The sequence below is a fragment of the Myxococcus vastator genome (assembly GCF_010894475.1).
Taxonomy (GTDB): Bacteria; Myxococcota; Myxococcia; order Myxococcales; family Myxococcaceae; genus Myxococcus; species Myxococcus vastator.
In genome coordinates, this window is sequence record NZ_JAAIYB010000109.1 from 1 (window position 1) to 20,205 (window position 20,205).

At 69.0% G+C, this 20,205-nt stretch carries 19 protein-coding genes; 7 read left to right on the forward strand and 12 right to left on the reverse strand.

Annotated features, from left to right (window positions below; all coding sequences use genetic code 11):
- The 3 genes from G4D87_RS13505 to G4D87_RS13515 form a co-directional block, all read left to right on the forward strand.
- Nucleotides 1-936: 3-dehydroquinate synthase (locus G4D87_RS13505; protein ID WP_163782473.1), on the forward strand; the 936-nt coding region annotated here is incomplete at its 5' end.
- Nucleotides 933-2,225 carry a carboxyvinyltransferase gene (locus tag G4D87_RS13510; protein ID WP_205507572.1) on the forward strand — a complete coding sequence of 431 codons (1,293 nt, stop codon included), beginning with the start codon at nucleotides 933-935 and terminating at the stop codon, nucleotides 2,223-2,225. The genes G4D87_RS13505 and G4D87_RS13510, both read left to right, overlap by 4 nt.
- Nucleotides 2,226-2,302: 77 nt before the next feature.
- The gene (locus tag G4D87_RS13515; RefSeq protein ID WP_163782475.1) at nucleotides 2,303-3,604 is read left to right on the forward strand and encodes a citrate synthase; all 1,302 of its coding nucleotides are present in this window, start codon (nucleotides 2,303-2,305) and stop codon (nucleotides 3,602-3,604) included.
- Nucleotides 3,605-3,708: 104 nt separating this feature from the next.
- Here the strand turns inward: G4D87_RS13515 and G4D87_RS13520 are convergent, their stop codons facing one another.
- Nucleotides 3,709-5,529 (reverse strand): AMP-dependent synthetase/ligase, encoded by a 1,821-nt coding sequence (locus G4D87_RS13520; RefSeq protein WP_205507573.1) that lies wholly within the window; start codon nucleotides 5,527-5,529, stop codon nucleotides 3,709-3,711.
- Nucleotides 5,530-5,609: 80 nt separating this feature from the next.
- Here G4D87_RS13520 and G4D87_RS13525 point away from each other — a divergent pair, with 80 nt between their 5' ends.
- From G4D87_RS13525 to pyk, 3 genes are all read left to right on the forward strand, one after another.
- Nucleotides 5,610-5,984: a hypothetical protein gene (locus tag G4D87_RS13525; RefSeq protein WP_176415548.1), complete on the forward strand. Its 375-nt coding sequence runs from the start codon at nucleotides 5,610-5,612 to the stop codon at nucleotides 5,982-5,984.
- 154 nt (nucleotides 5,985-6,138) lie between these two features.
- A complete protein-coding gene (locus tag G4D87_RS13530) occupies nucleotides 6,139-6,828 on the forward strand; it encodes a bifunctional nuclease family protein (protein WP_240358249.1) in 690 nt (229 codons plus the stop codon).
- Nucleotides 6,829-6,975: 147 nt separating this feature from the next.
- On the forward strand, nucleotides 6,976-8,376 hold the full coding sequence (pyk, locus tag G4D87_RS13535; protein WP_163782478.1) for a pyruvate kinase: 1,401 nt from the start codon (nucleotides 6,976-6,978) through the stop codon (nucleotides 8,374-8,376).
- A gap of 57 nt (nucleotides 8,377-8,433) precedes the next feature.
- Here the strand turns inward: pyk and G4D87_RS13540 are convergent, their stop codons facing one another.
- The 9 genes from G4D87_RS13540 to G4D87_RS13580 form a co-directional block, all read right to left on the reverse strand.
- Complete coding sequence (locus G4D87_RS13540) at nucleotides 8,434-9,099, reverse strand: DUF7986 domain-containing protein (RefSeq protein WP_163782488.1); 666 nt, start codon at nucleotides 9,097-9,099, stop codon at nucleotides 8,434-8,436.
- Nucleotides 9,100-9,115: 16 nt separating this feature from the next.
- Nucleotides 9,116-10,240 (reverse strand): glutamine-hydrolyzing carbamoyl-phosphate synthase small subunit, encoded by a 1,125-nt coding sequence (gene carA, locus G4D87_RS13545; protein WP_163782479.1) that lies wholly within the window; start codon nucleotides 10,238-10,240, stop codon nucleotides 9,116-9,118.
- Nucleotides 10,240-11,553: a dihydroorotase gene (locus G4D87_RS13550; RefSeq protein ID WP_163782480.1), complete on the reverse strand. Its 1,314-nt coding sequence runs from the start codon at nucleotides 11,551-11,553 to the stop codon at nucleotides 10,240-10,242. The genes carA and G4D87_RS13550 overlap by 1 nt, the downstream gene beginning before the upstream one ends.
- Nucleotides 11,550-12,443, reverse strand: a complete 894-nt coding sequence (locus G4D87_RS13555) for an aspartate carbamoyltransferase catalytic subunit (RefSeq protein ID WP_163782481.1) — start codon at nucleotides 12,441-12,443, stop codon at nucleotides 11,550-11,552. Before G4D87_RS13555 ends, G4D87_RS13550 begins: the two co-directional genes overlap by 4 nt.
- A gap of 85 nt (nucleotides 12,444-12,528) precedes the next feature.
- Nucleotides 12,529-13,785, reverse strand: a complete 1,257-nt coding sequence (gene lepB, locus G4D87_RS13560; RefSeq protein ID WP_163782482.1) for a signal peptidase I — start codon at nucleotides 13,783-13,785, stop codon at nucleotides 12,529-12,531.
- 3 nt (nucleotides 13,786-13,788) lie between these two features.
- Nucleotides 13,789-15,600, reverse strand: a complete 1,812-nt coding sequence (gene lepA, locus G4D87_RS13565; protein ID WP_163782483.1) for a translation elongation factor 4 — start codon at nucleotides 15,598-15,600, stop codon at nucleotides 13,789-13,791.
- A 271-nt stretch (nucleotides 15,601-15,871) separates the two neighbouring features.
- Nucleotides 15,872-16,816 (reverse strand): NAD-dependent epimerase/dehydratase family protein, encoded by a 945-nt coding sequence (locus G4D87_RS13570; RefSeq protein ID WP_163782484.1) that lies wholly within the window; start codon nucleotides 16,814-16,816, stop codon nucleotides 15,872-15,874.
- Between the two features lie 45 nt (nucleotides 16,817-16,861).
- The gene (locus tag G4D87_RS13575) at nucleotides 16,862-17,821 is read right to left on the reverse strand and encodes a UDP-glucuronic acid decarboxylase family protein (RefSeq protein WP_163782489.1); all 960 of its coding nucleotides are present in this window, start codon (nucleotides 17,819-17,821) and stop codon (nucleotides 16,862-16,864) included.
- 23 nt (nucleotides 17,822-17,844) lie between these two features.
- Nucleotides 17,845-18,024 carry a ribbon-helix-helix domain-containing protein gene (locus tag G4D87_RS13580; RefSeq protein WP_002640579.1) on the reverse strand — a complete coding sequence of 60 codons (180 nt, stop codon included), beginning with the start codon at nucleotides 18,022-18,024 and terminating at the stop codon, nucleotides 17,845-17,847.
- 94 nt (nucleotides 18,025-18,118) lie between these two features.
- Between G4D87_RS13580 and G4D87_RS13585 the strand changes: the two genes are divergently transcribed.
- Nucleotides 18,119-18,712 carry a hypothetical protein gene (locus G4D87_RS13585; RefSeq protein WP_163782485.1) on the forward strand — a complete coding sequence of 198 codons (594 nt, stop codon included), beginning with the start codon at nucleotides 18,119-18,121 and terminating at the stop codon, nucleotides 18,710-18,712.
- Between the two features lie 24 nt (nucleotides 18,713-18,736).
- Here G4D87_RS13585 and G4D87_RS13590 read toward each other — a convergent pair whose 3' ends face one another.
- Together G4D87_RS13590 and G4D87_RS13595 are read right to left on the reverse strand one after the other, a co-directional pair.
- Complete coding sequence (locus G4D87_RS13590) at nucleotides 18,737-19,099, reverse strand: cupin domain-containing protein (protein WP_011553533.1); 363 nt, start codon at nucleotides 19,097-19,099, stop codon at nucleotides 18,737-18,739.
- Nucleotides 19,100-19,126: 27 nt separating this feature from the next.
- The gene (locus tag G4D87_RS13595; protein WP_176412154.1) at nucleotides 19,127-20,005 is read right to left on the reverse strand and encodes an SPOR domain-containing protein; all 879 of its coding nucleotides are present in this window, start codon (nucleotides 20,003-20,005) and stop codon (nucleotides 19,127-19,129) included.
- Between the last annotated feature and the right edge of the window lie 200 nt (nucleotides 20,006-20,205).

Here is a 20,205-nt window from a genome sequence, read left to right on the forward strand (position 1 = left end):
CTCCCCACCCTGGAGGCGCGAAAGCCCCGCGCCATCATCCAGCTCACCGGCGGCGAGAGCGCCAAGACGTTCGCCGCCCTGGAGAAGGTCCTGGCGAGCGGCCTGGCCCTCCCGCGCTCCGGCACGCTCGTGGCCGTGGGCGGCGGCACCATCGGTGACGTCTCCACCGTGGCCGCGCACCTCCTCAAGCGCGGCGTGCGGCTGGTGCAGGTCCCCACCACGCTGCTGGCGGCGGTGGACAGCAGCGTCGGCGGCAAGGGCGCTGTCGACATGACGGTGCGCGGGCGCGTGGTGAAGAACCCCGCCGGCGTCTTCCACTACGCGGACGAAGGCTGGGTGTGCCCCGAGTTCTTCGACACGCTCTCCGATGCGCAGCGCCGCGAGGGCGCGCTGGAGGCCTGGAAGATGGTGGTCAGCCTCGACGCGCCGCGCTTCCGCCGCTACGTGCGCAAGCCGCCCGCGCTGGAGAAGCTGGTGAAGGACGCCCGCGCCCTCAAGGAGAGCATCTGCGCGCAGGACCCGTACGAGCACGCGGGGCTGCGCCGGGTGCTCAACTTCGGCCACACCTTCGGTCACGTGCTGGAGAGCGTGTCCCGCTTCAAGCTGTCCCACGGTGACGGCGTGGGCCTGGGCATGCTGCTGGCCCTGGACGTGGGCCGGCACCTGGGCGTGACACCGGAGCCCGTGGCCGCCGAGGTCGAGGCCGCCCTGTCCAATGGCCCCGGCGTCCAGGGCCGCGAGCGCGCCGCCGCCCTCCTCCGCCGCGCGCCGATGAAGGACGTGCTGGCGCTGCTCACCGCCGACAAGAAGGCCGGCGCCAAGGGAGAGCTGCGCATGGTGCTGCTGACGGCCATTGGCGCCACCGAGGTGCGTGACGTGGACGAACCGAGCTGGCGTGCCTTGTGGCCCGCGTGGACGAAGGGGGTGCGCCCATGAGTACGGCGAAGGCTTCCCGTATCGTGGTGGACCCCTCCTCGCTGCACGCCGCGCCCCTCACCCCGCCCGTGTCCAAGTCGGACGCGCAGCGGGCGCTGGTGCTGGGGCACCTCACGGGCGCGTGGCCGCTGCCCTCGGTGCAGGCCGAGGCGGACGAGGACCTGCCCGCCGACGTGCGCGTGCTGCGCCGGGGCGTCGAGTCCCTGCGCCTGCCGCCGGACGCCGTGCGCGACATCGACTGCGCGGACGGCGGCGCGCCCTTCCGCATCCTGGCCACCCAGGCGGCGGTGACGCCCGGCGCCCAGGCGCGCTTCACCGGCACGCCCCGCCTGGGCGAGCGGCCCCACGGCCCGCTCTTCACGTCGCTGCGCGAGGCCCTGGCTCCGGCGGGCCTCACGCTCACGGAGGGCACCCCCTGGCCGGTGGAGCTGCGCGCGCCCCGTGACACGTCGAGCGTCCCCCCCGTGTTCCGCGTGCCCGGCGCCCAGAGCAGCCAGTACGCCTCCAGCCTGCTGCTGGGCTGCGCGGCGCTGTACCTGCGCGAGCGCCGCCCCTGGCGCGTGGAGATTGACGGCCCCCTCACGAGCGCGGGCTACCTGGAGCTGACGCTGACGTGGCTGCGGCGCTTCGGCTTCGACGTCCAGCGCACACCGTCGAGCTACACCGTGGCCGGGTACGCGACGCCCCCGGCCGTCCCGACGCTTCCGGGGGACTGGTCGTCCCTGGGCTACCTGCTGCTGGTGGCCTGGAAGACGGGCGGGACCGTTGTCCGCGCGGACACGGGCAGCGCCCACCCGGACGACGCCATGGTCCGGTTGATTGAGCAGGTGGGCCTGCGCGCGGTGCCCACGGGTGCGCCCTTCACCCTGAAGGTGGAGGGCTCACTGTCAGGGGGCCTGCGCGCCTCCGGCGAGGAGTGCCCGGACCTGCTCCCCACGCTGGCCGCGCTCGCCTGCGTGCTTCCAGCGCCCTCCACGCTCACGGAGGTGGGCATCCTCCGCGTGAAGGAGAGCGACCGCCTGGAGGGCATCCGGACGCTCGTGAAGGCGTTCGGCGGAACCACGGAGCTCCAAGGAGAACGGCTGCTGATCCAACCACCCCGCACGCCTCCCTCCGGCTTCGAGATGAGCAGCGAGGGTGACCATCGTCTCGCGATGACAGCTGCGACACTGTGTGTCCTGTCCGGCGCGCCGCTGACCCTCACCGGTCCGGAGTGCGTGGAAAAGAGCTTTCCTGGGTTCTGGCGGCAGCTGTCCGGGGTGGGTGTTCGGATAACTGATGCACGCTGAGACCCGCAGTGTCCGACCAGCAGACTTATCGTTCTTTTTTGTTGAAAGCACTCTCCGCCCTGTGAAATCTCCGCCCCATGGCCAAGGACACGCTGACGATCACCGACAATCGGACCGGGAAGACCTACGAGGTCCCGGTCGAGAACGGCTGTATTCGCACCAATGCTCTCCGCCAGATCAAAACGGGCGACGATGACTTTGGGCTGATGGGCTACGACCCGGCGTTCCTCAATACCGCCAACTGCAAGAGCGCCATCACCTTCATTGACGGAGACAAGGGCATCCTCGAGTACCGGGGCTACCCCATCGAGCAGCTCGCCGAGAAGTCGAGCTTCATCGAGGTCGCCTACCTCCTGCTCAACGGTGAGCTGCCCACGCCGAAGGAGCTGGAGCAGTTCAACCACCTCGTCACGCACCACACGTACGTGCATGAGAACGTGAAGAGCTTCATGGACGGGTTCCGCTACGACGCGCACCCCATGTCCATGCTGAGCTCCACGGTGGCGGCGCTGTCCAGCTTCTACCCCGACGCGAAGAACATCAAGGACCCGCTGAGCCGCCGCATCCAGATCACGCGGCTCATCGCGAAGATGCCCACCATCGCCGCGTTCTCCTACCGGCACACGATGGGCCTGCCCTACATCTACCCGGACAATGATTTGTCCTACGTCGCCAACTTCCTGGCGATGATCAAGCGCATCGGCACGGCGACCTACAAGGTCCACCCCGTGCTGGAGCGCGCGCTCGACATCCTCTTCATCCTGCACGCGGACCACGAGCAGAACTGCTCCACCACGTCCGTGCGCACGGTGGGCTCGTCCGAGGTGGATCCGTACTCGGCGGTCAGCGCGGGCATCGGCGCCCTCTACGGCCCGCTGCACGGCGGCGCCAACGAGGCGGTGCTCCGCATGCTCCGCGACATTGGCCACATCTCCAAGATCCCGGAGTTCATCAAGTCGGTGAAGAGCGGCGAGGGTGAGAAGAAGCTGATGGGCTTCGGTCACCGCGTCTACAAGTCCTACGACCCGCGCGCGAAGGTCATCAAGCGCGTGGCCGACGAGGTCTTCGAGGTGACGGGCAAGAACCCGCTGCTGGAGATCGCCGTCGAGCTGGAGCGCATCGCGCTCGAGGACGAGTACTTCGTGAAGCGGAAGCTGTACCCGAACGTCGACTTCTACTCGGGCCTCATCTACGAGGCGATGGGCTTCCAGGTCGAGATGTTCCCGGTGCTCTTCGCCATCCCCCGCACGGTGGGCTGGTGCGCGCAGTGGGAGGAGATGGTGACGGACAACGAGCAGAAGATCGCCCGTCCGCGCCAGGTGTTCACGGGCGCCCCGCGCCGCGACTACGTCCCCATGGACAAGCGCGCCGCCAAGTAGCCGGTGGCACCCGGTCCGCGCGGCTCGCGTGGGCCTGAAGCACGAAGGGGCGAGGAACCGCGAGGCTCCCCGCCCCTTTCGCTTTTCCCGCGGCGACGGCCCGCTCAGCCCGTCTGAGAACCACCCCGCGGGGACTCGTCGTAGAGCGACTCCACGAGGTCGGCGTACTTCTCCGCCACCACGTTGCGGCGCACGCTCAGCTTCGGCGTCAGCTCGCCGCCCTCCACGGAGAAGTCCTTCGGCAGCACCGCGAAGCGCTTGATGGTCTCGAAGCGGGACAGCTTCGGATTCACCTCGCGCTCCACGCGCTCCTGGAGGAACTGGCGCAGGCGGGCGTCCTCCGCGAGTTGGGCCGCGTCCTCCGGCCACCCCTGCGCCTTGGCCAGCGCCCGCGCCTTCTCCGCGTCCAGCGTCAACAGCGCCACCAGGAAGTTGCGGCGCTCGCCCAGCACCACCGCCTGCCCCACGCCGGGCAAGGCCTTGAGCAGCTCCTCGATGTTGGAGGGTGACGTCTTCTTCCCGCCCGAGGTGACGATGATGTCCTTCTTGCGGCCGGTGATCTGGACGTAGCCGTCCGCGTCCAGTTGGCCCACGTCACCGGAGTGCAGCCACCCGTCCGCCAGCAGCTCGGCGGTGGCCTCCGGGTTCTTGTAGTACCCCATGCAGACGTTGCCGCCGCGCACCAGCAGCTCGCCGTCGTCCGCGATGCGCAGCTCCACCCCCATCATCGCCCGGCCCACGGAGCCCAGCCGCGTGTGGGACTCGGTGTTCACCGTGCCGGGGCCCGTCACCTCCGTCATGCCCCACACCTCGTGGATGACCATGTCGATGGAGGCGAAGAAGTCCAGCACGTCCCGGCCGATGGGCGCCGCCGCCGTGGCGAAGAAGGACACCCGCTCCATGCCGATGCGCTCCTTCAGCGGGGCGAAGACGAGCTTCCTGGCGAGCAGATACTGGGCCTCCAGCGTCATCGGGACGCTCTGGTGGTGCATCACCCGCGCATGCCGCTCCGAGGCGACGTGGCGGGCCCAGGCCACCACCCGGCGCTTTGAAGGCGGCTGCGAGGCCAGTCCCTCCTCCGCCTTCGCCTTGAACTTCTCCCACACGCGCGGCACGCCGAAGAAGAACGAGGGGCGCACCTCCCGCAGGCTCTGCGGCATCGTGTCCACCGACGCCGCGAAGTACACCTGCACCGCGCTCAACAAGGGACTGTGGAGGGAGATGATCTGCTCGGCGATGTGCGACAGCGGCAGGTACGACACGAGCGAGGACGCGTCGGGCAGGCCGAACGTCACCGAGTCCGTGAGCTGCTTCGCCGTCCACACCAGGTTGTGGTGGCTGAGCATCACCCCCTTGGGGTGGCCGGTGGTGCCGGAGGTGTAGATGAGCGTGCCCATGGCCTCCGGCTTCAGGGCGTGGACGCTGTCCCAGTAGGGCTTCTCGTCCGCGCCGGTGCCCAGGGCCATGACGTCCGCGTAGCGCAGCACGCCCTCCGGGAGCACCGTGGGCGCGTCAATGACGACGACGTGGCGCAGCTTCGGCAGCCGCTCGCGCAGGGCCAGGGCGGTGCGCAGGTGCTGCGCGTTCTCCACCACCAGGAGCGTGGCCTCGCAGTGCCCCAGGATGTACTCCAGCTGCTCCGGGGCGCTGGTGGTGTAGAGACCGACAGGGACGCCCCCCATGGCGATGGCCGCCAGGTCAGCGACGTGCCACTCCTCGCGGTTGAAGCTCAGGATACCCACCGGCTGGCCCGCACCCACCCCCAGCGCGTGCAGGCCCAGGGCGAAGCGCCGCACCCGCTGCGCATATTCAAACCACGAGGTGGGCGCATAGGCGCCCCCACGGCGCGTCCACAGGGCCGGGCGCTGCTCCTGCTGCGCGGCCCGGTCATGGAGCGCGTGCACCACCGTCTTGGGAAGGTCCATGCCCTGAACGCTAGCGGATGCAGGGCCCCGCACCAATGTCCCGACGTCTCGGACGTTGACAGCTAGTTGGAGTGCTTTGTATGCCGCGCTCGACCATGAGCATCGACTTCACCTGCCAGAAGTGCGAGGCGAGCTTCGAGCTGGACGCTCAGGACCTCATTGAAGGGACTGAGAAAATCGTCTGCCCGCATTGCGACGCCAAGGCGCCCGCCAACCTCACGGAGGACTTCGTCGCAGCGCTCACGGAGATGCGCGCGCAGATCGCCGCGCTCGACAAGCGGTTCGCCGTGTCCATGACGTTGGAGTCCGAGGACCTGGAGGACATGCTCGACGAAGACGACGAGGATGACGACGAGGACGACTCGGAGGACGACGACCTCGATGAGGACGAGGACGAGGACGTCGACGACGAGGAGGACTACGACGAGGACGAGGACGACGACGACCGTCGTTGAGCCTGTCCGCCTGCCCTCCAGCCCGGGGAGCGCCCCACGCAGCAGGGGGTAACCGGGCCTGGAGCGCAACCCTCCCGGCAGATGGCCGGGTGCGTAGCTTAAAAGCGTGAAAACGCCCAACCGCGCCACTTTGTTCGTCGCACCTCTCTCGGCCGTGCTTCTGGCGCTCGGAGGGCTGCTGCTGTTTCCCGCCTTCACCCCACCGGTAGCGCTGGCGGCCCTGGGAGGCGCTCAGGGCCAGCCCTGCATCACCGAAGGGAAGGACGACCCGAAGGCCTGCTCCGAGCTGGTCGAGCTCGAGGTGCAGGACGTCGTCCCCCTGGAGGAAGCCCAGGCCCACGCCGTGGTCCTGGCCACCAAGGACAAGGGCATCGTCCTCCCGGTGTTCGTGGACGAGGCCTCGGCCATCTCCATCGCCTTCCGGCTGGCGGAGCGCCAGCCACCCCAGCCGCTCGCGCAGGACCTGCTGGACGACGTGGTGACGGAGCTGGGGGCCAAGGTGACGGAGGTCCGCATCGACGACCTGCGTGACAACGTCTACTCGGGCCGCGTCTTCCTGGAGCAGGGCAAGAAGAAGATGACGCTGGACGCCCGGCCGTCGGACTCCATCGCCATGGCGCTCACCAGCCACGCCCGCATCCGCGTCACCCGCAAGGTGCTGACGCTGGCCGGCATCACTCGCGAGGAAATCGAGGGGCTCCAGCAGGAAGGCCCCGGCGTGGGCGGCAGCGGCCCGCTGGACGCGCCCGGCTTCCCTGCCCCGGGCGCCCCGAGTGAGCCGCCCATCGACATGGACATGGAGGGCCTGCCGCCGGTGGGCGCGGGCAAGGAAATCGAGCTCTAGGTCCTGACGCGCGGCACTCGCAAGAAAGCCCGGCCCCCCTCCCAGGGATGCCGGGCTTTCTCTCTCTGCCATCGTCGGCAGAAGAGTTAGTCCCGCAGGCGCGAGGCTGTCAAGCCGGGCCCCTGGCCGCCTAGGATGCGCGGCCCTATGCGCAAGGCGAAAATCATCTGCACCCTGGGCCCCGCTTCGGACACGCCCGAGGTCATCGAAGGGTTGATCCGCGCGGGCATGAACATGGCGCGGCTGAACTTCTCGCACGGCACGCACGAGGAGCACCGCCGCCGGGTGGAAATCATCCGCAAGGTCGCGAAGCGCCTGGGCACGCCGGTGGCCATCCTCCAGGACATCCAGGGGCCGAAGATTCGCCTGGGCCGCTTCGAAGGCGGGCAGCTGCTGGTGAAGCAGGGCCAGGCCGTCACGGTGACGACACGCAACGTCCTGGGCCAGGACGGCGTCATCCCCACTCCCATCAAGACGCTGGTGAAGGACGTGGCCAAGGGCCATGAAATCCTCCTGGACGACGGGCGCGTGCGGCTGCGGGTGCTGCGCGTCCACGGGCAGGACGTGCAGTGCAGGGTGGAGGTGGGCGGGGTGCTCAAGAATCACAAGGGCCTCAACCTGCCCGGCTCGCCCATGTCGGTGCCCACGATTACCCGCAAGGATGCGGCGGACCTGGCCTTTGGCCAGGAGGTGGGCGTGGACTACGTGGCGCTGTCCTTCGTCCGCACGCCCGAGGACATCAAGAAGGCGCGCGCGCACGTGGCGAAGCGGAAGACGCCCCTCATCGCGAAGATTGAAAAGCCCCAGGCGGTGGAGCGCGTGGAGGAGATCGCCGCCGTGGCGGACGGCATCATGGTGGCGCGCGGCGACCTGGGCGTGGAGATGCCCCTGGAGCGCCTGCCGGCCATCCAGAAGCACATGGTGAGCGCGGTGAACCGCATGGGCGGGCTCGTCATCGTCGCCACGGAGATGCTGGAGAGCATGGTGGCCAACGCGCGCCCCACCCGCGCCGAGGTGTCCGACGTGGCCAACGCCATCCTCGACGGAGCGGACGCCGTCATGCTGTCGGGCGAGACGGCCGCGGGCAAGTACCCGATTGAAGCGGCGTCCACCATGGCGTGCATCGTGGAGGAGACGGAGCGCGGCGTGGTGAAGCACTCGCACCACTCGCCCTTCGAGCGCTCTGAAGACCTGGGCACCGGCGTGGCCGCGGCGGCCGTGGCGGCGGCGACGCAGCTGGGCATTGGCACCATCGTCGCCTACACGGAGAGCGGCCACACCGCGCGCATCATCTCCGAGTTCCGGCCCCACGCGCGCATCATCGCCCTCACGCCGAACGAGGCGGCCGTGAACCGCATGGCGCTCTACTGGGGCGTGACAGGCCTGCAGGTGGCGCGTGTCTCCACCACCGACGCCATGCTCACCCAGGTGCGTCAGCTGTGCCGGAAGGAGAAGCTCTGCGCGCCCGGCACGCCCGTGGTGGTGGTGGCCGGCGTCCCGCTCAACGTCCCGGGCAACACCAACCTGATGAGCATCCACCGCATCTGAGCGGGCCAGCGACGGGCCCCGGGACATGCCGTCACCGGGGCGCCGCGGCCAGCGGGCTCAGAGGACCTTCTGCTCGAAGTCGTAGATTTTCTCGACGGCGAGCTGCCGGTAGCGCTCCACGTTGAGCGCGCGGCGGGCGCACTCCCACACCAGCTCGTTGGGCGTGCGGTCCGGCTCCTTCTTCTTGCGGCGCTTCACCTCCGCCTTGATGGCCTTCACGGCCATGCGGGGGTGGTAGCAGAACGCGGCGGAGAACAGCAGGTGCCCACCGAAGGGGATGAGGCGCGCCTCGATGATGTCCCCCGTCTCCAGGCCCGCGACGTGGCGGCGCTCCGTCACGTCGAAGTCCTTGCCGGAGTACAGCTCGCGCAGGCGGACCTCGCCCTTGCCCAGCTTGCGGACCTCGAAGAGGCCGTGGACCGTCTCCGTGAAGCTCCGGAAGGCGTTGGCCTCCTCGGGCGCGGAGCCGGCCAGGCGCTGCTCGTAGAACTCCGTGGCCGGCGTCTTGTTCGTCAACGACGAGACGCGGTCATAGAGGTAGTAGTCCAGGAAGGACGCCATCCGCAGCTCGAAGAGCTTGTCGTCCTCGAAGACCTCGCCCGTCAGACGGAAGTACTCCGCCTTGGCCTGGAGCAGGTCCTCCTTGCGCGACTCCGCGCTGCCAAAGGCGATGAGCTGATCCAGATACGGCTGATAGGAGAGCGGTGACAGCGACGAGGTCATATTCGGTGGCGCCATCCTACTCCGCCATCAGCTTCGCGAACCTGCCGAAGAGATAGCGCGCGTCATGGGGGCCGGGCGAGGCCTCGGGGTGGTACTGCACGCTGAAGGCCCGCGCGTCCGGGACGCCCAGGCCCTCCACCGTGCCGTCGTTGAGGTTGATGTGCGTCACGACGGCCAGGCCCTTGAGGCTGGCGTCATCCACGGCGAAGCCGTGGTTCTGCGCGGTGATTTCCACCTTGCCCGTCGTGAGGTCCTTCACCGGCTGATTTCCGCCCCGGTGGCCAAACTTCATCTTGTACGTCCGGCCGCCCAGGGCCAGCGCCATGATTTGATGCCCCAGGCAGATGCCGAACACCGGCACCTTGCCCAGCAGCGCCGCCACGGTGCGGTCCGCGCCCTTCACCGCCGCCGGGTCTCCAGGGCCGTTGGCCAGGAAGACGCCGCTCGGCTTGCGCGCCAGCACCTCCTCCGCCGTGGTGTTGGCCGGCACCACCGTCACGCGGCAGCCCACATCCACCAGGAAGTGCAGCATCGACTTCTTCAGGCCGTAGTCGTAGGCCACCACGTCGAAGCGGGGCTCGGCCGGCGTCTGCACCTCGCCCAGGCCGGTGAAGACGTCCGGAGAAGGCTGGGTGAAGGTGTAGACCTCCTTCGTGGACACGCCCGTGGCCAGGTCCAGGCCCTCCATGCCGCGCGCGGTGCGGGCGCGCTCCACCAGGGCCGCGGGGGACAGGCCCTCGCTGGAGATGACGCCCATCTGCGCGCCGTGCTCGCGCAGGTGACGCACCAGGCGGCGGGTGTCGATGCCCTCGATGCCGGCCACGCCGTTGCGCTTCAGGTACGCGTCCAGCGACTCCTTCGCGCGCCAGTTGGACGGCTGCTCGCTGAGGGCGCGCACCACCATGCCCACCGCGTGCACCCGGGCGCCCTCCTCGTCCTCCGGGTTGGCGCCGACGTTGCCCATCTCCGGGTACGACATGGTGACAATCTGGCCCACGTACGAGGGGTCCGTGAGGACCTCCTGGTAACCGTACATGGTCGTGTTGAACACCACTTCCCCCACCGTTTCGCCCACCGCGCCAAACGCGCGGCCTTCGAACGTGGTGCCATCCGCCAGGGCGAGCACTGCCCGCTTCGTCATCACCGCGACTCCTTGCTCTGGCCGACCTGGCCCGTGTCGAACACCTTGTGGCCCGTCACCCACGTCTGGATGACGCGCCCCTTCTGCTGCCGGCCGTGGAACGGGGTGTTCCGGCTGCGGGAATGGAACTGGTGGGCGTCCACCGTCCACTCCACGTCCGGGTCCACCACCGTGACGTCCGCCGGCGCTCCAGGCGCCAGGTGACCGCCCGGCAGGCCGAACGCCTTTGCCGGCCCGTGCGTCAGCAGCTCCACCGCGCGGTTCGCGGTGAGCACGCCCGCGTGCACCAGCTCCAGCGTCAGCCCCAGGGCCGTCTCCAGCCCCACGATGCCGTTGATGCCCTTCTCGAACTCCACCTGCTTGTCCAGCACGCCGTGCGGCGCGTGGTCCGTGGCGATGGCGTCCACCGTCCCGTCCACCAGCGCCTCGCGAAGGGCCTGCACGTCGGTGTCCGCGCGCAGCGGCGGGGCCATCTTCGCGTGGGTGTCGTAGTCCCCCACCGCCCGGTCATCCAGGATGAAGTGGTGCGGCGCCACCTCGCAGGTGACGCGCAGGCCGCTCCGCTTGGCCTCGCGGATGAGCCGCACGCTGCCCTCGCAGGACACGTGCGCCACGTGCAGCCGGCCCTTCGTCTCCTCCAGCAGCACCAAATCCCTGGCCACCATGGCCACCTCCGCCGAGGCGGGGATGCCGCGCAGCCCCAGCCGCGTGGAGGTGGTGCCCTCATGCATGGCCCCGCCCGCGGACAGCGTCAGGTCCTCCTCGTGGACCATGACGGGCACGTCGAACTGGGTGGCGTACTGGAGCGTGCGCCGCATCAGCGACGCGTTCATCACCGGGCGGCCGTCATCGGTGATGGCCACGCAGCCGGCGGACACCAGCTCGCCCATCTCCGCCAGCTCCTCGCCCTTGAGACCCTTGGTGATGGCCCCGGCGGGATAGACGTGACACAGGCCCGCGGCGCGGGCGCGGTTCAGCACCAGCTCCGTCACCATGGCGCTGTCGTTGACCACCTTGGTGTTGGGCATGGCCACCACGGCCGTGAAGCCGCCCGCCACCGCGGCGCGGCAGCCGGTCAGGACGGTCTCCTTCCCCTCCTCGCCCGGCTCGCGCAGGTGGACGTGCAGGTCGATGAAGCCCGGCAGCACCCACTTGCCGGTGGCGTCCACCACCTCGGCGCTGGAGGGCACCGGCAACGGGGCCTCCGACACCTCCACCACCTTGCCGTCGCGGACCAGCACGTCGCGGACGCCGTCCACACCGTTGCGCGGGTCGATGACACGCCCCCGCCTGAAGAGCACCGTGGAGCTCATGCCGCACACACCTCCAGGATGGCCCGCCGCACGGCGACGCCGTTGGACACCTGCTCCAGGATGACGCTGCGGGGCCCGTCCGCCACCGCCGGCGCCAGCTCCACGCCCCGGTTGATGGGGCCCGGGTGCATCACCACCGCGTCCGCCTTCATCCGCTCCTCGCGGGCCGCGCTGAGGCCAAACAGCCGTGCATATTCACGCGTGGACGGCAAAAACGCCTGCCCCTGCCGCTCCAGCTGGATGCGCAGGCACATCACCGCGTCCGCGTGCGGGAGCGCCGCATCCAGGTTGTGCGTCACCTCCGCGCCCAGCGACTCCAGCCCCGGCGGCATCAGCGTGGGCGGGCCGCACATCACCACCCGGGCGCCCAGCGCCTTGAGGCAGTGCAGGTTGGAGCGGGCCACGCGGCTGTGCAGCACGTCCCCCACGATGAGCACCGTGCGCCCGTCCAGCGAGCCCCAGCGCTGGCGCAGCGTGAAGGCGTCCAGCAGCGCCTGGGAGGGGTGCTCGTGCGTGCCGTCCCCCGCGTTGATGACGGCGCACTTCACGTGCTTTGCCACCAGGTGCGGCGCGCCGGACGAGCGGTGACGCATGACGATGGCCACCGGCCCCGTCGCCTCGATGTTGCGGGCGGTGTCCAGCAGCGTCTCACCCTTGGACACCGAGGAGCCGGTGTGCGTCCAGTTGAGCACACTGGCGCCCAGCCCCTTCGCCGCCATGTGGAACGACGTCCGGGTCCGGGTGGAGTCCTCGAAGAAGAGGTTCGCCACCACCTTGCCGCGAAGCAGGTGGGTGGTGTCGGGAGCGCCGGGGAGGTGTGCCTTCGCCCGGTCGAGCAGTGACTCCAGCTCGTCCCGGCGCCAGCCTTCGATTCCAAGCAGGTGTCTCATGGCCGGGGGCGCCGCGTACCCCGGGCCGTGCGGCACGTCAAGCGTCGTGCGCGGCGCGCCGGCCTGCCTGCTTCCAGCGAGCGCCTCAACGGACCGGTTCGAAGAACCGATCCACGCGCAGGCCCGTGCCACCGAACAGGCCGTGCAGCAGCCCGTGGTAGCCCAGCGACAGCCACACCACCATGGCCTTGCCCTTGATGTGGCCGTAGGGGACGTACTCCGCCTTGCCGTACCCCGTGACGCCCAGGCCATGGCGGCTGTCCGCGCTGTTGTCCCGGTTGTCACCCACCGCGAAGACGTGCCCCGGAGGGACCTCGTAGGGGCCTTCCCGGCGCGGCATGCGCGGCAGCGTCTGCAGCGCGGCGTGCGCCACGCCGGACAGGTCCTCCTCGTAGAGGGTCTCCTGCTGGTCGTACCAGCGCCCGTCGTCGGTGATGTTGTGGACGGTGAACGCGTTGGCGACGAGCTCGCGCTGCTGCGGCTGGCCGTTGATGTGGATGACGCCGTTGATGAACTCCACCACGTCGCCCGGCACGCCGACCACGCGCTTGATGTAGTCCACCGACTCGTTCACCGGGTTGTTGAAGACGATGACGTCTCCCCGCTCCGGCGGCCGGACGATGACGAACGGCACGAAGTTGAGGAACGGGACGCGCACCCCGTAGATGAACTTGTTGACGAAGACCTGGTCGCCAATCTCCAGCGTGGGCAGCATGGAGCCGGAGGGGATGCGGTACGGCTCCACGATGAAGGTGCGGAACACCAGCGCCACCAGCAGCGCCTTGCCGAACCCGCCCAGGAAGTCCATGGCGGACTGCTTGCGGAACGCGCCCAGGTGCTGCGCGGTGAGCGCCTCCAGGCCCTTGACCTCGGTGCGCAGCGCCTCCGCGTCACCCGCGGCGGAGGCCTGCTCCACGCGCAGCGCCTGCTCGGCGATGCGCTCCAGCACGGGCCCCGCCACCTTCGCGCTCACGCCGGGCTTGCGCAGGATGCGCTCGTTCTCCTCCAGCAGCTCGTTCGCCTCGTGGCGCACGCCGCGCAGCGCCTTCTCCCTGGGGGAGACGTTGCGCCACACCAGCAGGGCCACGAAATAGAGGACCAGCAGCAGCCCCAGCCCCTTCATCACCGGCTGGGCCCACGCGGCGGAGGCGCGCGAGTACTCGATGAGCACCGTGTACGGCACGTACAGCACCGCGAGGATGATCAGCGGCGCCCAGAGGCTGGTGAGGCGCTCGCGCCACACCAGCCCACGGCGGGCGCGAAGCATCTCCGGCGTGCGACGGGCCGCCATCGCCTCGGAGAGCTTCGCGGGAGGGGTGGCGGAAGGCATGGCCGCGTTCATGGGCTACTGCTCCGACTTGAGGACCGCGAGGAAGGCTTCCTGCGGAATCTCCACCGTTCCGACCTGCTTCATGCGCTTCTTGCCCTCCTTCTGCTTCTCCAGGAGCTTGCGCTTGCGGCTGATGTCACCACCGTAGCACTTGGCGAGCACGTTCTTGCGCATGGCGGAGATGGTCTCACGCGAGATGATCTTCGCGCCAATCGCCGCCTGGATGGCCACCTCGTACATCTGCTTCGGGATGACCTCCTTCAGCTTCTGGCACACCTCGCGGCCACGCAGGTACGCGCGCTCGCGGTGCACGATGACGCTGAGGGCGTCCACCGGGTCCCCGTTGATGAGGATGTCCAGCCGGGCCAGGTCGGACTCGATGTAGCCGGCCAGCTCGTAGTCGAGGCTGGCGTAGCCGCGCGACACGCTCTTGAGCTTGTCGAAGAAGTCGAACACGACCTCCGCGAGCGGCATCTCGTACGTCACTTGCACGCGCTGGCCGCTGCTGCCCAGGTACTTCATGTCCTTCTGCACGCCGCGGCGCTCCTGGCACAGCTTCAGGATGGCGCCCAGGTGGTCGTTGGGGACGTGGATGTGGCAGGTGAGGATGGGCTCCTCGAACTTCTCGATGTGCTGCACCGGCGGCAGCTTGGCCGGGTTGTCCACCAGCAGCGTGTCACCCTTGCTCGTGGTGATGCGGTACACCACGCTGGGCGCGGTGGTGATGAGGTTCAGGTTGTACTCGCGCTCCAGGCGCTCCTGGACGATCTCCATGTGCAGCAGGCCCAGGTAGCCGCAGCGGAAGCCGAAGCCCAGCGCGGTGGACGACTCCGGCTCATAGGTGAACGCCGAGTCGTTGAGCACCAGCTTCGCCAGCGCGTCGCGCAGGTTCTCGTAGTCCGCGGAGTCCACCGGGAAGATGCCGGAGAACACCATGGGCTTGACTTCCTTGAAGCCAGGGAAGGGCGCGGACGTGGGACGCGCCTCCTCGGTGACGGTGTCACCGACCTTGGCGTCCTGCAGCTCCTTCACGTTGGCCACGAGCACGCCCACCTCGCCCGCGATGAGCTGCTGCACCGGGCGGGAGAACGGGCTGAACACGCCCAGCTCCTGGACCTCGAAGACCTTGTTGTTGCTGAACAGCTTGATCTTCTGCCGCAGCTTGAGCGTGCCTTCCAGCACGCGCACCAGCGTCACCACGCCCCGGTAGTTGTCGTACCAGGAGTCGAAGATGAGCGCCTTGAGCGGCGCGTCCGCCGAGCCGCTCGGAGGCGGCACCGTCTTGACGACGGACTCCAGGATGTCCTGGATGCCGATGCCCTCCTTGGCGGAGCACGGCACCGCGACGGACGCATCGATGCCGATGACGTCTTCAATCTCCGTGCGGGTGCGCTCCACGTCCGCGCTCGGCAGGTCGATCTTGTTGATGACCGGGATGATTTCCAGGTTGTGGTCCAGCGCCATGTAGACGTTGGACAGCGTCTGGGCCTCCACGCCCTGCGTCGCGTCCACCACCAGGAGCGCGCCTTCGCACGCGGCCAGGCTGCGGCTGACCTCGTAGGCGAAGTCCACGTGTCCTGGCGTGTCGATGAGGTTGAGGACGTACTGCTTGCCGTCCTTCGCGGTGTAGTTCATCCGCACGGACTGGGCCTTGATGGTGATGCCCCGTTCGCGCTCGATGTCCATGTTGTCGAGGAACTGGGCTTGCGCCTCGCGCTTGGTCAGGGTCCCCGTCTTGTCGAGGAGACGATCCGCCAGCGTCGACTTTCCATGGTCGATGTGGGCGATGATGCAGAAGTTGCGAATGTGCGCGTTTTCAGCCGGCATGTTCAGGGCGCTCGTCGGAAGAAGCGGGCGTGCGTAACAGGGAATCGCGCGAAAATCTACGCGCTCGCGTCCGCCCGATGCGCAACCCACCAGGGGAGCTTGTTTGTTCCCCAGTCATCAGCGCCCGTCCCGGGCGAACGCCCCTGGGACAAGCCCCGAGCCCCCGCCCTGCACGCCCGGTCCCCGGCCCTCACGGCCGGCCCGGGTACGCGCATGGGAAGGGGTACCGCCCTCCCCCGCCTCGGATGGAAGCGGGGGCACCGGGCGCCGCTCAGCCGTGCGCGCGAGCGGGCGCGCCAGCCTTCTGACGGAAGTACTCGATGGTGCGGCGCAGGCCCTCGCGCACGTCGACGCTCGGCTCCCAGCCGAGCACCTGCTTGGCGAGCGCGTTGTCGATGCAGGAGCGCAGCTGCTCCCCCGGCTTGCCGGGCGCGTGGGCCACGGAGACGCTGGAGCCCGCCGCCTCGGCCAGCAGCGCGTAGAGGCGGTTGATGTCCGTCTCCACGCCCGTGCCGATGTTGATGGCGCCCACGTAGTCCTTTTCGAAGGCCAGCCGGTTGGCGCGGGCCACGTCCGGACCGAAGACGAAGTCGCGGGTCTGCTTGCCCTCGCCGAAGATGGTGCAGCCCTGATTGGCGATGAGCCGCTGGCTGAAGATGGCCACCACGCCCGCCTCGCCGTGCGGGTTCTGCCGCGGGCCGTAGACGTTGGCGTAGCGGAGCGCCACGTAGGGCAGGCCGTACTGCGCCCGGTAGTAGCCCAGGTACAGCTCACCGGACGCCTTGGAGACGCCGTAGGGAGAGATGGGCCGCGTGGGGTGGCTCTCCGGCGCGGGGAACACGTCCTGCTCGCCGTAGATGGCGCCGCCCGTGGAGCTGAAGATGACCTTCTTCACCCCGGAGACGCGGGCGGCCTCCAGCAGGTTGAGCATGCCGCGGATGTTCACATCCGCGTCGAAGCTCGGGTCATCCACGCTGCGGCGCACGTCCATCTGCGCCGCCAGGTGGCAGAGCACGTCGGGCTTCTCTGACTTGATGAGCTCCGACGCCTCGCGGCTGCGGATGTCGTGGACCGCCAGGCGCACGCGCGGGTCCAGGTTCTCCCGCTTGCCGCCGGACAGGTCATCCAACGCGATGACCTCGTGTCCACCGCGCAGGAACTCATCGCACACATGCGAGCCAATGAAGCCCGCGCCACCTGTCACCAGGACCTTCACGCAACCTCCCACCTGCAGGGCTTGCAGCAACGACGCGCCGGCAAACTATGCCGCGGGCTTCGTACCGGCAACCTCTCGGAACCACGCAATGGTCTCCCGAAGACCCTCTTCCAGCGGCACCTTCGGCTCCCAGCCCAGCAGCGTCCGGGCCCGGGTGATGTCCGGCTGCCGCTGCTTCGGATCATCCTTGGGCAGCGGCTTCTCGATGATGGTGCCCCCCCCGCCCGCCGCCGCGCGCACGGCCTCCGCGAACTGCCGGATGGTCATCTCCCGGGGGTTGCCGATGTTCACCGGGTTCGGCTCGTCCGACAGCATCAGCCGGACCAGCCCGTCCACCAGGTCCTTCACGTAACAGAACGAGCGCGTCTGGCTGCCGTCCCCGAAGACGGTGAAGTCCTCGCCCTTGAGGGCCTGGCCCACGAAGGCCGGCACCACGCGGCCGTCATTGAGGCGCATGCGCGGGCCGTAGGTGTTGAAGATGCGGACGATGCGGACCTGCACGCCCTTGGTGCGCCCGTAGGCCGCGGTGATGGCCTCCGAGTAGCGCTTGGCCTCGTCGTACACGGACCGGGGGCCAATGGGATTCACGTTGCCCCAGTAGTCCTCGCGCTGCGGGTGCACCAGCGGGTCGCCGTACACCTCCGACGTGGAGGCCATCAGGAACACCGCCTGGTTCGCCTCCGCCAGCTTCAGCCCGTTCTCCGTGCCGATGGAGCCCACGCGCAGCGTCTCCAGGGGGAGCTGCGCGTAGTCGATGGGCGAGGCCGGCGAGGCCATGTTGAAGACGTAGTCCAGCGGCCCCTCCACCGGGATGCGCTCGGTGATGTCCGCCTTCACGAAGGAGAAGCCCGGCCGCCCGCTCAGCGTGCGCAGGTTCTCTTCGTTGCCAGTGATGAGGTTGTCCACGGCGATGACCCCCGCCGCGCCGTCATCCAGAAGACGCTCACACAGGTGCGAGCCGACGAAGCCGGCGCCGCCCAGGACCGCTACCCGCTTGCCACGCATGCTCTTCACGTCACGCCTCTCTCTCACAGCTCGTCGAACGTCGACTGCCCCGGCAGCTGCGCCTTGTACTTCTCCAGGACCAGATCGATGCCTTGGCGGATGTACTCGGCCACGGGCACCTTCGTCTTCTGGTTCAGCGCCTTGAGGAGCTCGTTCTGCTCCGGGGTGATGTAGATGGTGGTGCTGACTTTCTTTCGGGCCATGGCGATATGTGAAAATATATGGAATGACGTGTCGCGCGAAAGCATCTCGTGCGAATGACGTCGCCAGGCGGCCCCCGGACGCTGGGAGTTCTCCATGCCACGCTACAAGCAGTTGATTTTCCTGGGCTTCATGGCCTCGGGTGCCCTGGCCGGCTGTGCCAGCAGCAAGTCGGCGGAGCAGGACGGCGCCGGCAGGGGTCGGCAGGCCGGGGAGGCCATCCGCCCGGAAGGCGCGGCCAACGAGGAGGTCACCCCGCAGGACGCCAACGGCGACGGCCGCCCGGACGTGTGGACCTACACGGTGGACGGACGCAAGGTGCGCCAGGAGCTGGACCTGAACTGGGACGGCCGCGTGGACCTGACGCGCTACTTCGACGCGAGCGGCGTCAAGGCGCGCGAGTCGCTGGACCTGGACTTCGACGGCCGCGTGGACTCCACCTACTTCTACGAGAAGGGCGTCAACACGCGCCGCGAGCGCGACACCAACGGTGACGGCCGCCCGGACAGCTTCACCTACTACGAAGGCGGCAAGCTGGTGCGCAAGGAGCGCGACACGCGCGGGGCCGGCCGCATCGACTACTGGGAGTACTGGGAGGGTGGCCAGGTGGACCGCATCGGCGAGGACCTGGACGGGGACGGCACGGTGGACAAGTGGACCCGCAACCCGAACAACACGGCCCGCGAGTAGGCGGGCCGCCGCGGTGGACAGCGGCTACGGGTTGCTGGTGCCGGTGCGCCCGTAGGCGTCCTCGAGCCGGACCACGTCGTCCAGCTCCGGGGTGCTGACCTCGAGGATGTCGCAGTCGGTCAGCGCCACCATGCGGTGCTTGGTGAGCGGCTTGATGTGGTAGCTCTCACCGGGGTTCATCTCCTTCTCGATGAGCCCCTGGCCCTCGTCGACGACGAAGAGCAGCTTGCCGCTCTGCACGTGGATGGTCTCATCCTTGCGGTTGTGGAACTGCAGGCTGAGCTTGTGGCCCTGCTTCACGTGCAGCAGCTTGCCCACGTAGCGTTCGGTGTGAGCCCAGATGAGTTCGTATCCCCAGGGCTTCTCCACCCGCTTCGTCGTCGTCATGGCGCTTTCCGTCTTCCTCGTCCCGCTCTAGTTCGTGCCGGCCACGAATGCGTCGAGCGAAGTCTCACGCTTGAAGTCTGACAGATACCGGGTGGCCGCATCCCGCGAGGCGAAGCTTCCCATGCGGACGCGGTACCACGTCCCCTTGCCAGCCACTTCGGCCGTCAGGATATAGGGGGCATAACCCCGGTCACGCAACCGGGCGGCGAAGCGGTCGGCTTCCTGCCGGTCCTGGAACGCAGAGAGCTGGAGCGTGAAGGCCCCACCCTTCACGGCCTGCGCGGGCGGCGAGGCGGGCTGCGCCGGCCGCTGGGTGGCGCGGGCAATGGCCTCCTTCAGGCCGCCGCCCTCCGTGGTGGTGGTGCGCGTGGGAACGGCGGACGCCTCCACCTTGCCCGACACCGGCACCGCCTTCGCGGGGACCGGCGCCGTGGGCGCCTCGGCGACGACGACGCGCTCCGGCTCGGCCTCGGGCTCCTCCGGCGGCAGCTCCCCCGTGTCCGGGTCCGGCGTGGGCGCCAGCGACGGGCGCTGCGCGGTGGCCGGCTTCGGCTCGGGCGGCTTCGCGGCGGCGGGCTTCTCCGCCGGCGGCGGGGCCTTGGCGACGGCGGGCTTGGGGGGCGGCGGCGCCACCGGCTCGGCAACGGCCTTGCGGGTCAGCTCATCCGGGAAGGTGAGCGGCTGCTCCTGCTGCACGTTCTGGAGCGCCTGCGCGTTGGCATCCAACGCGGAGAGCAGGTCCGGCGCGGCCACGGCATCCGCGTTGCCCGCGAGCTTCTTGCCGACGACGACCCCCAGCACGAAGACAGCGCCCATCACGACAATGCCGGCGATGAGCAGGCTGACGATCTGCCGGTTGTCCAGCGAGACGTCGAACTTCTCCTTCATCCGGTGAGCATCACGCATGGCTTGAAAGTCCTCGGGCGCGGTCACGACGGCCACACGAAATCCGTGTTGCGGCCTGTAGCGACGGCATGGAGGGCAAAGTACGCCCCACCCCTGGGCCGGTCAAATTCGCGGAACGACTCCGAGCCTCACCGTCAACCCGTGACGGGCACGGAGAACGGGGCCCCCGCGGCGAGCGGCAGCGACGACAGCGCCTCGCC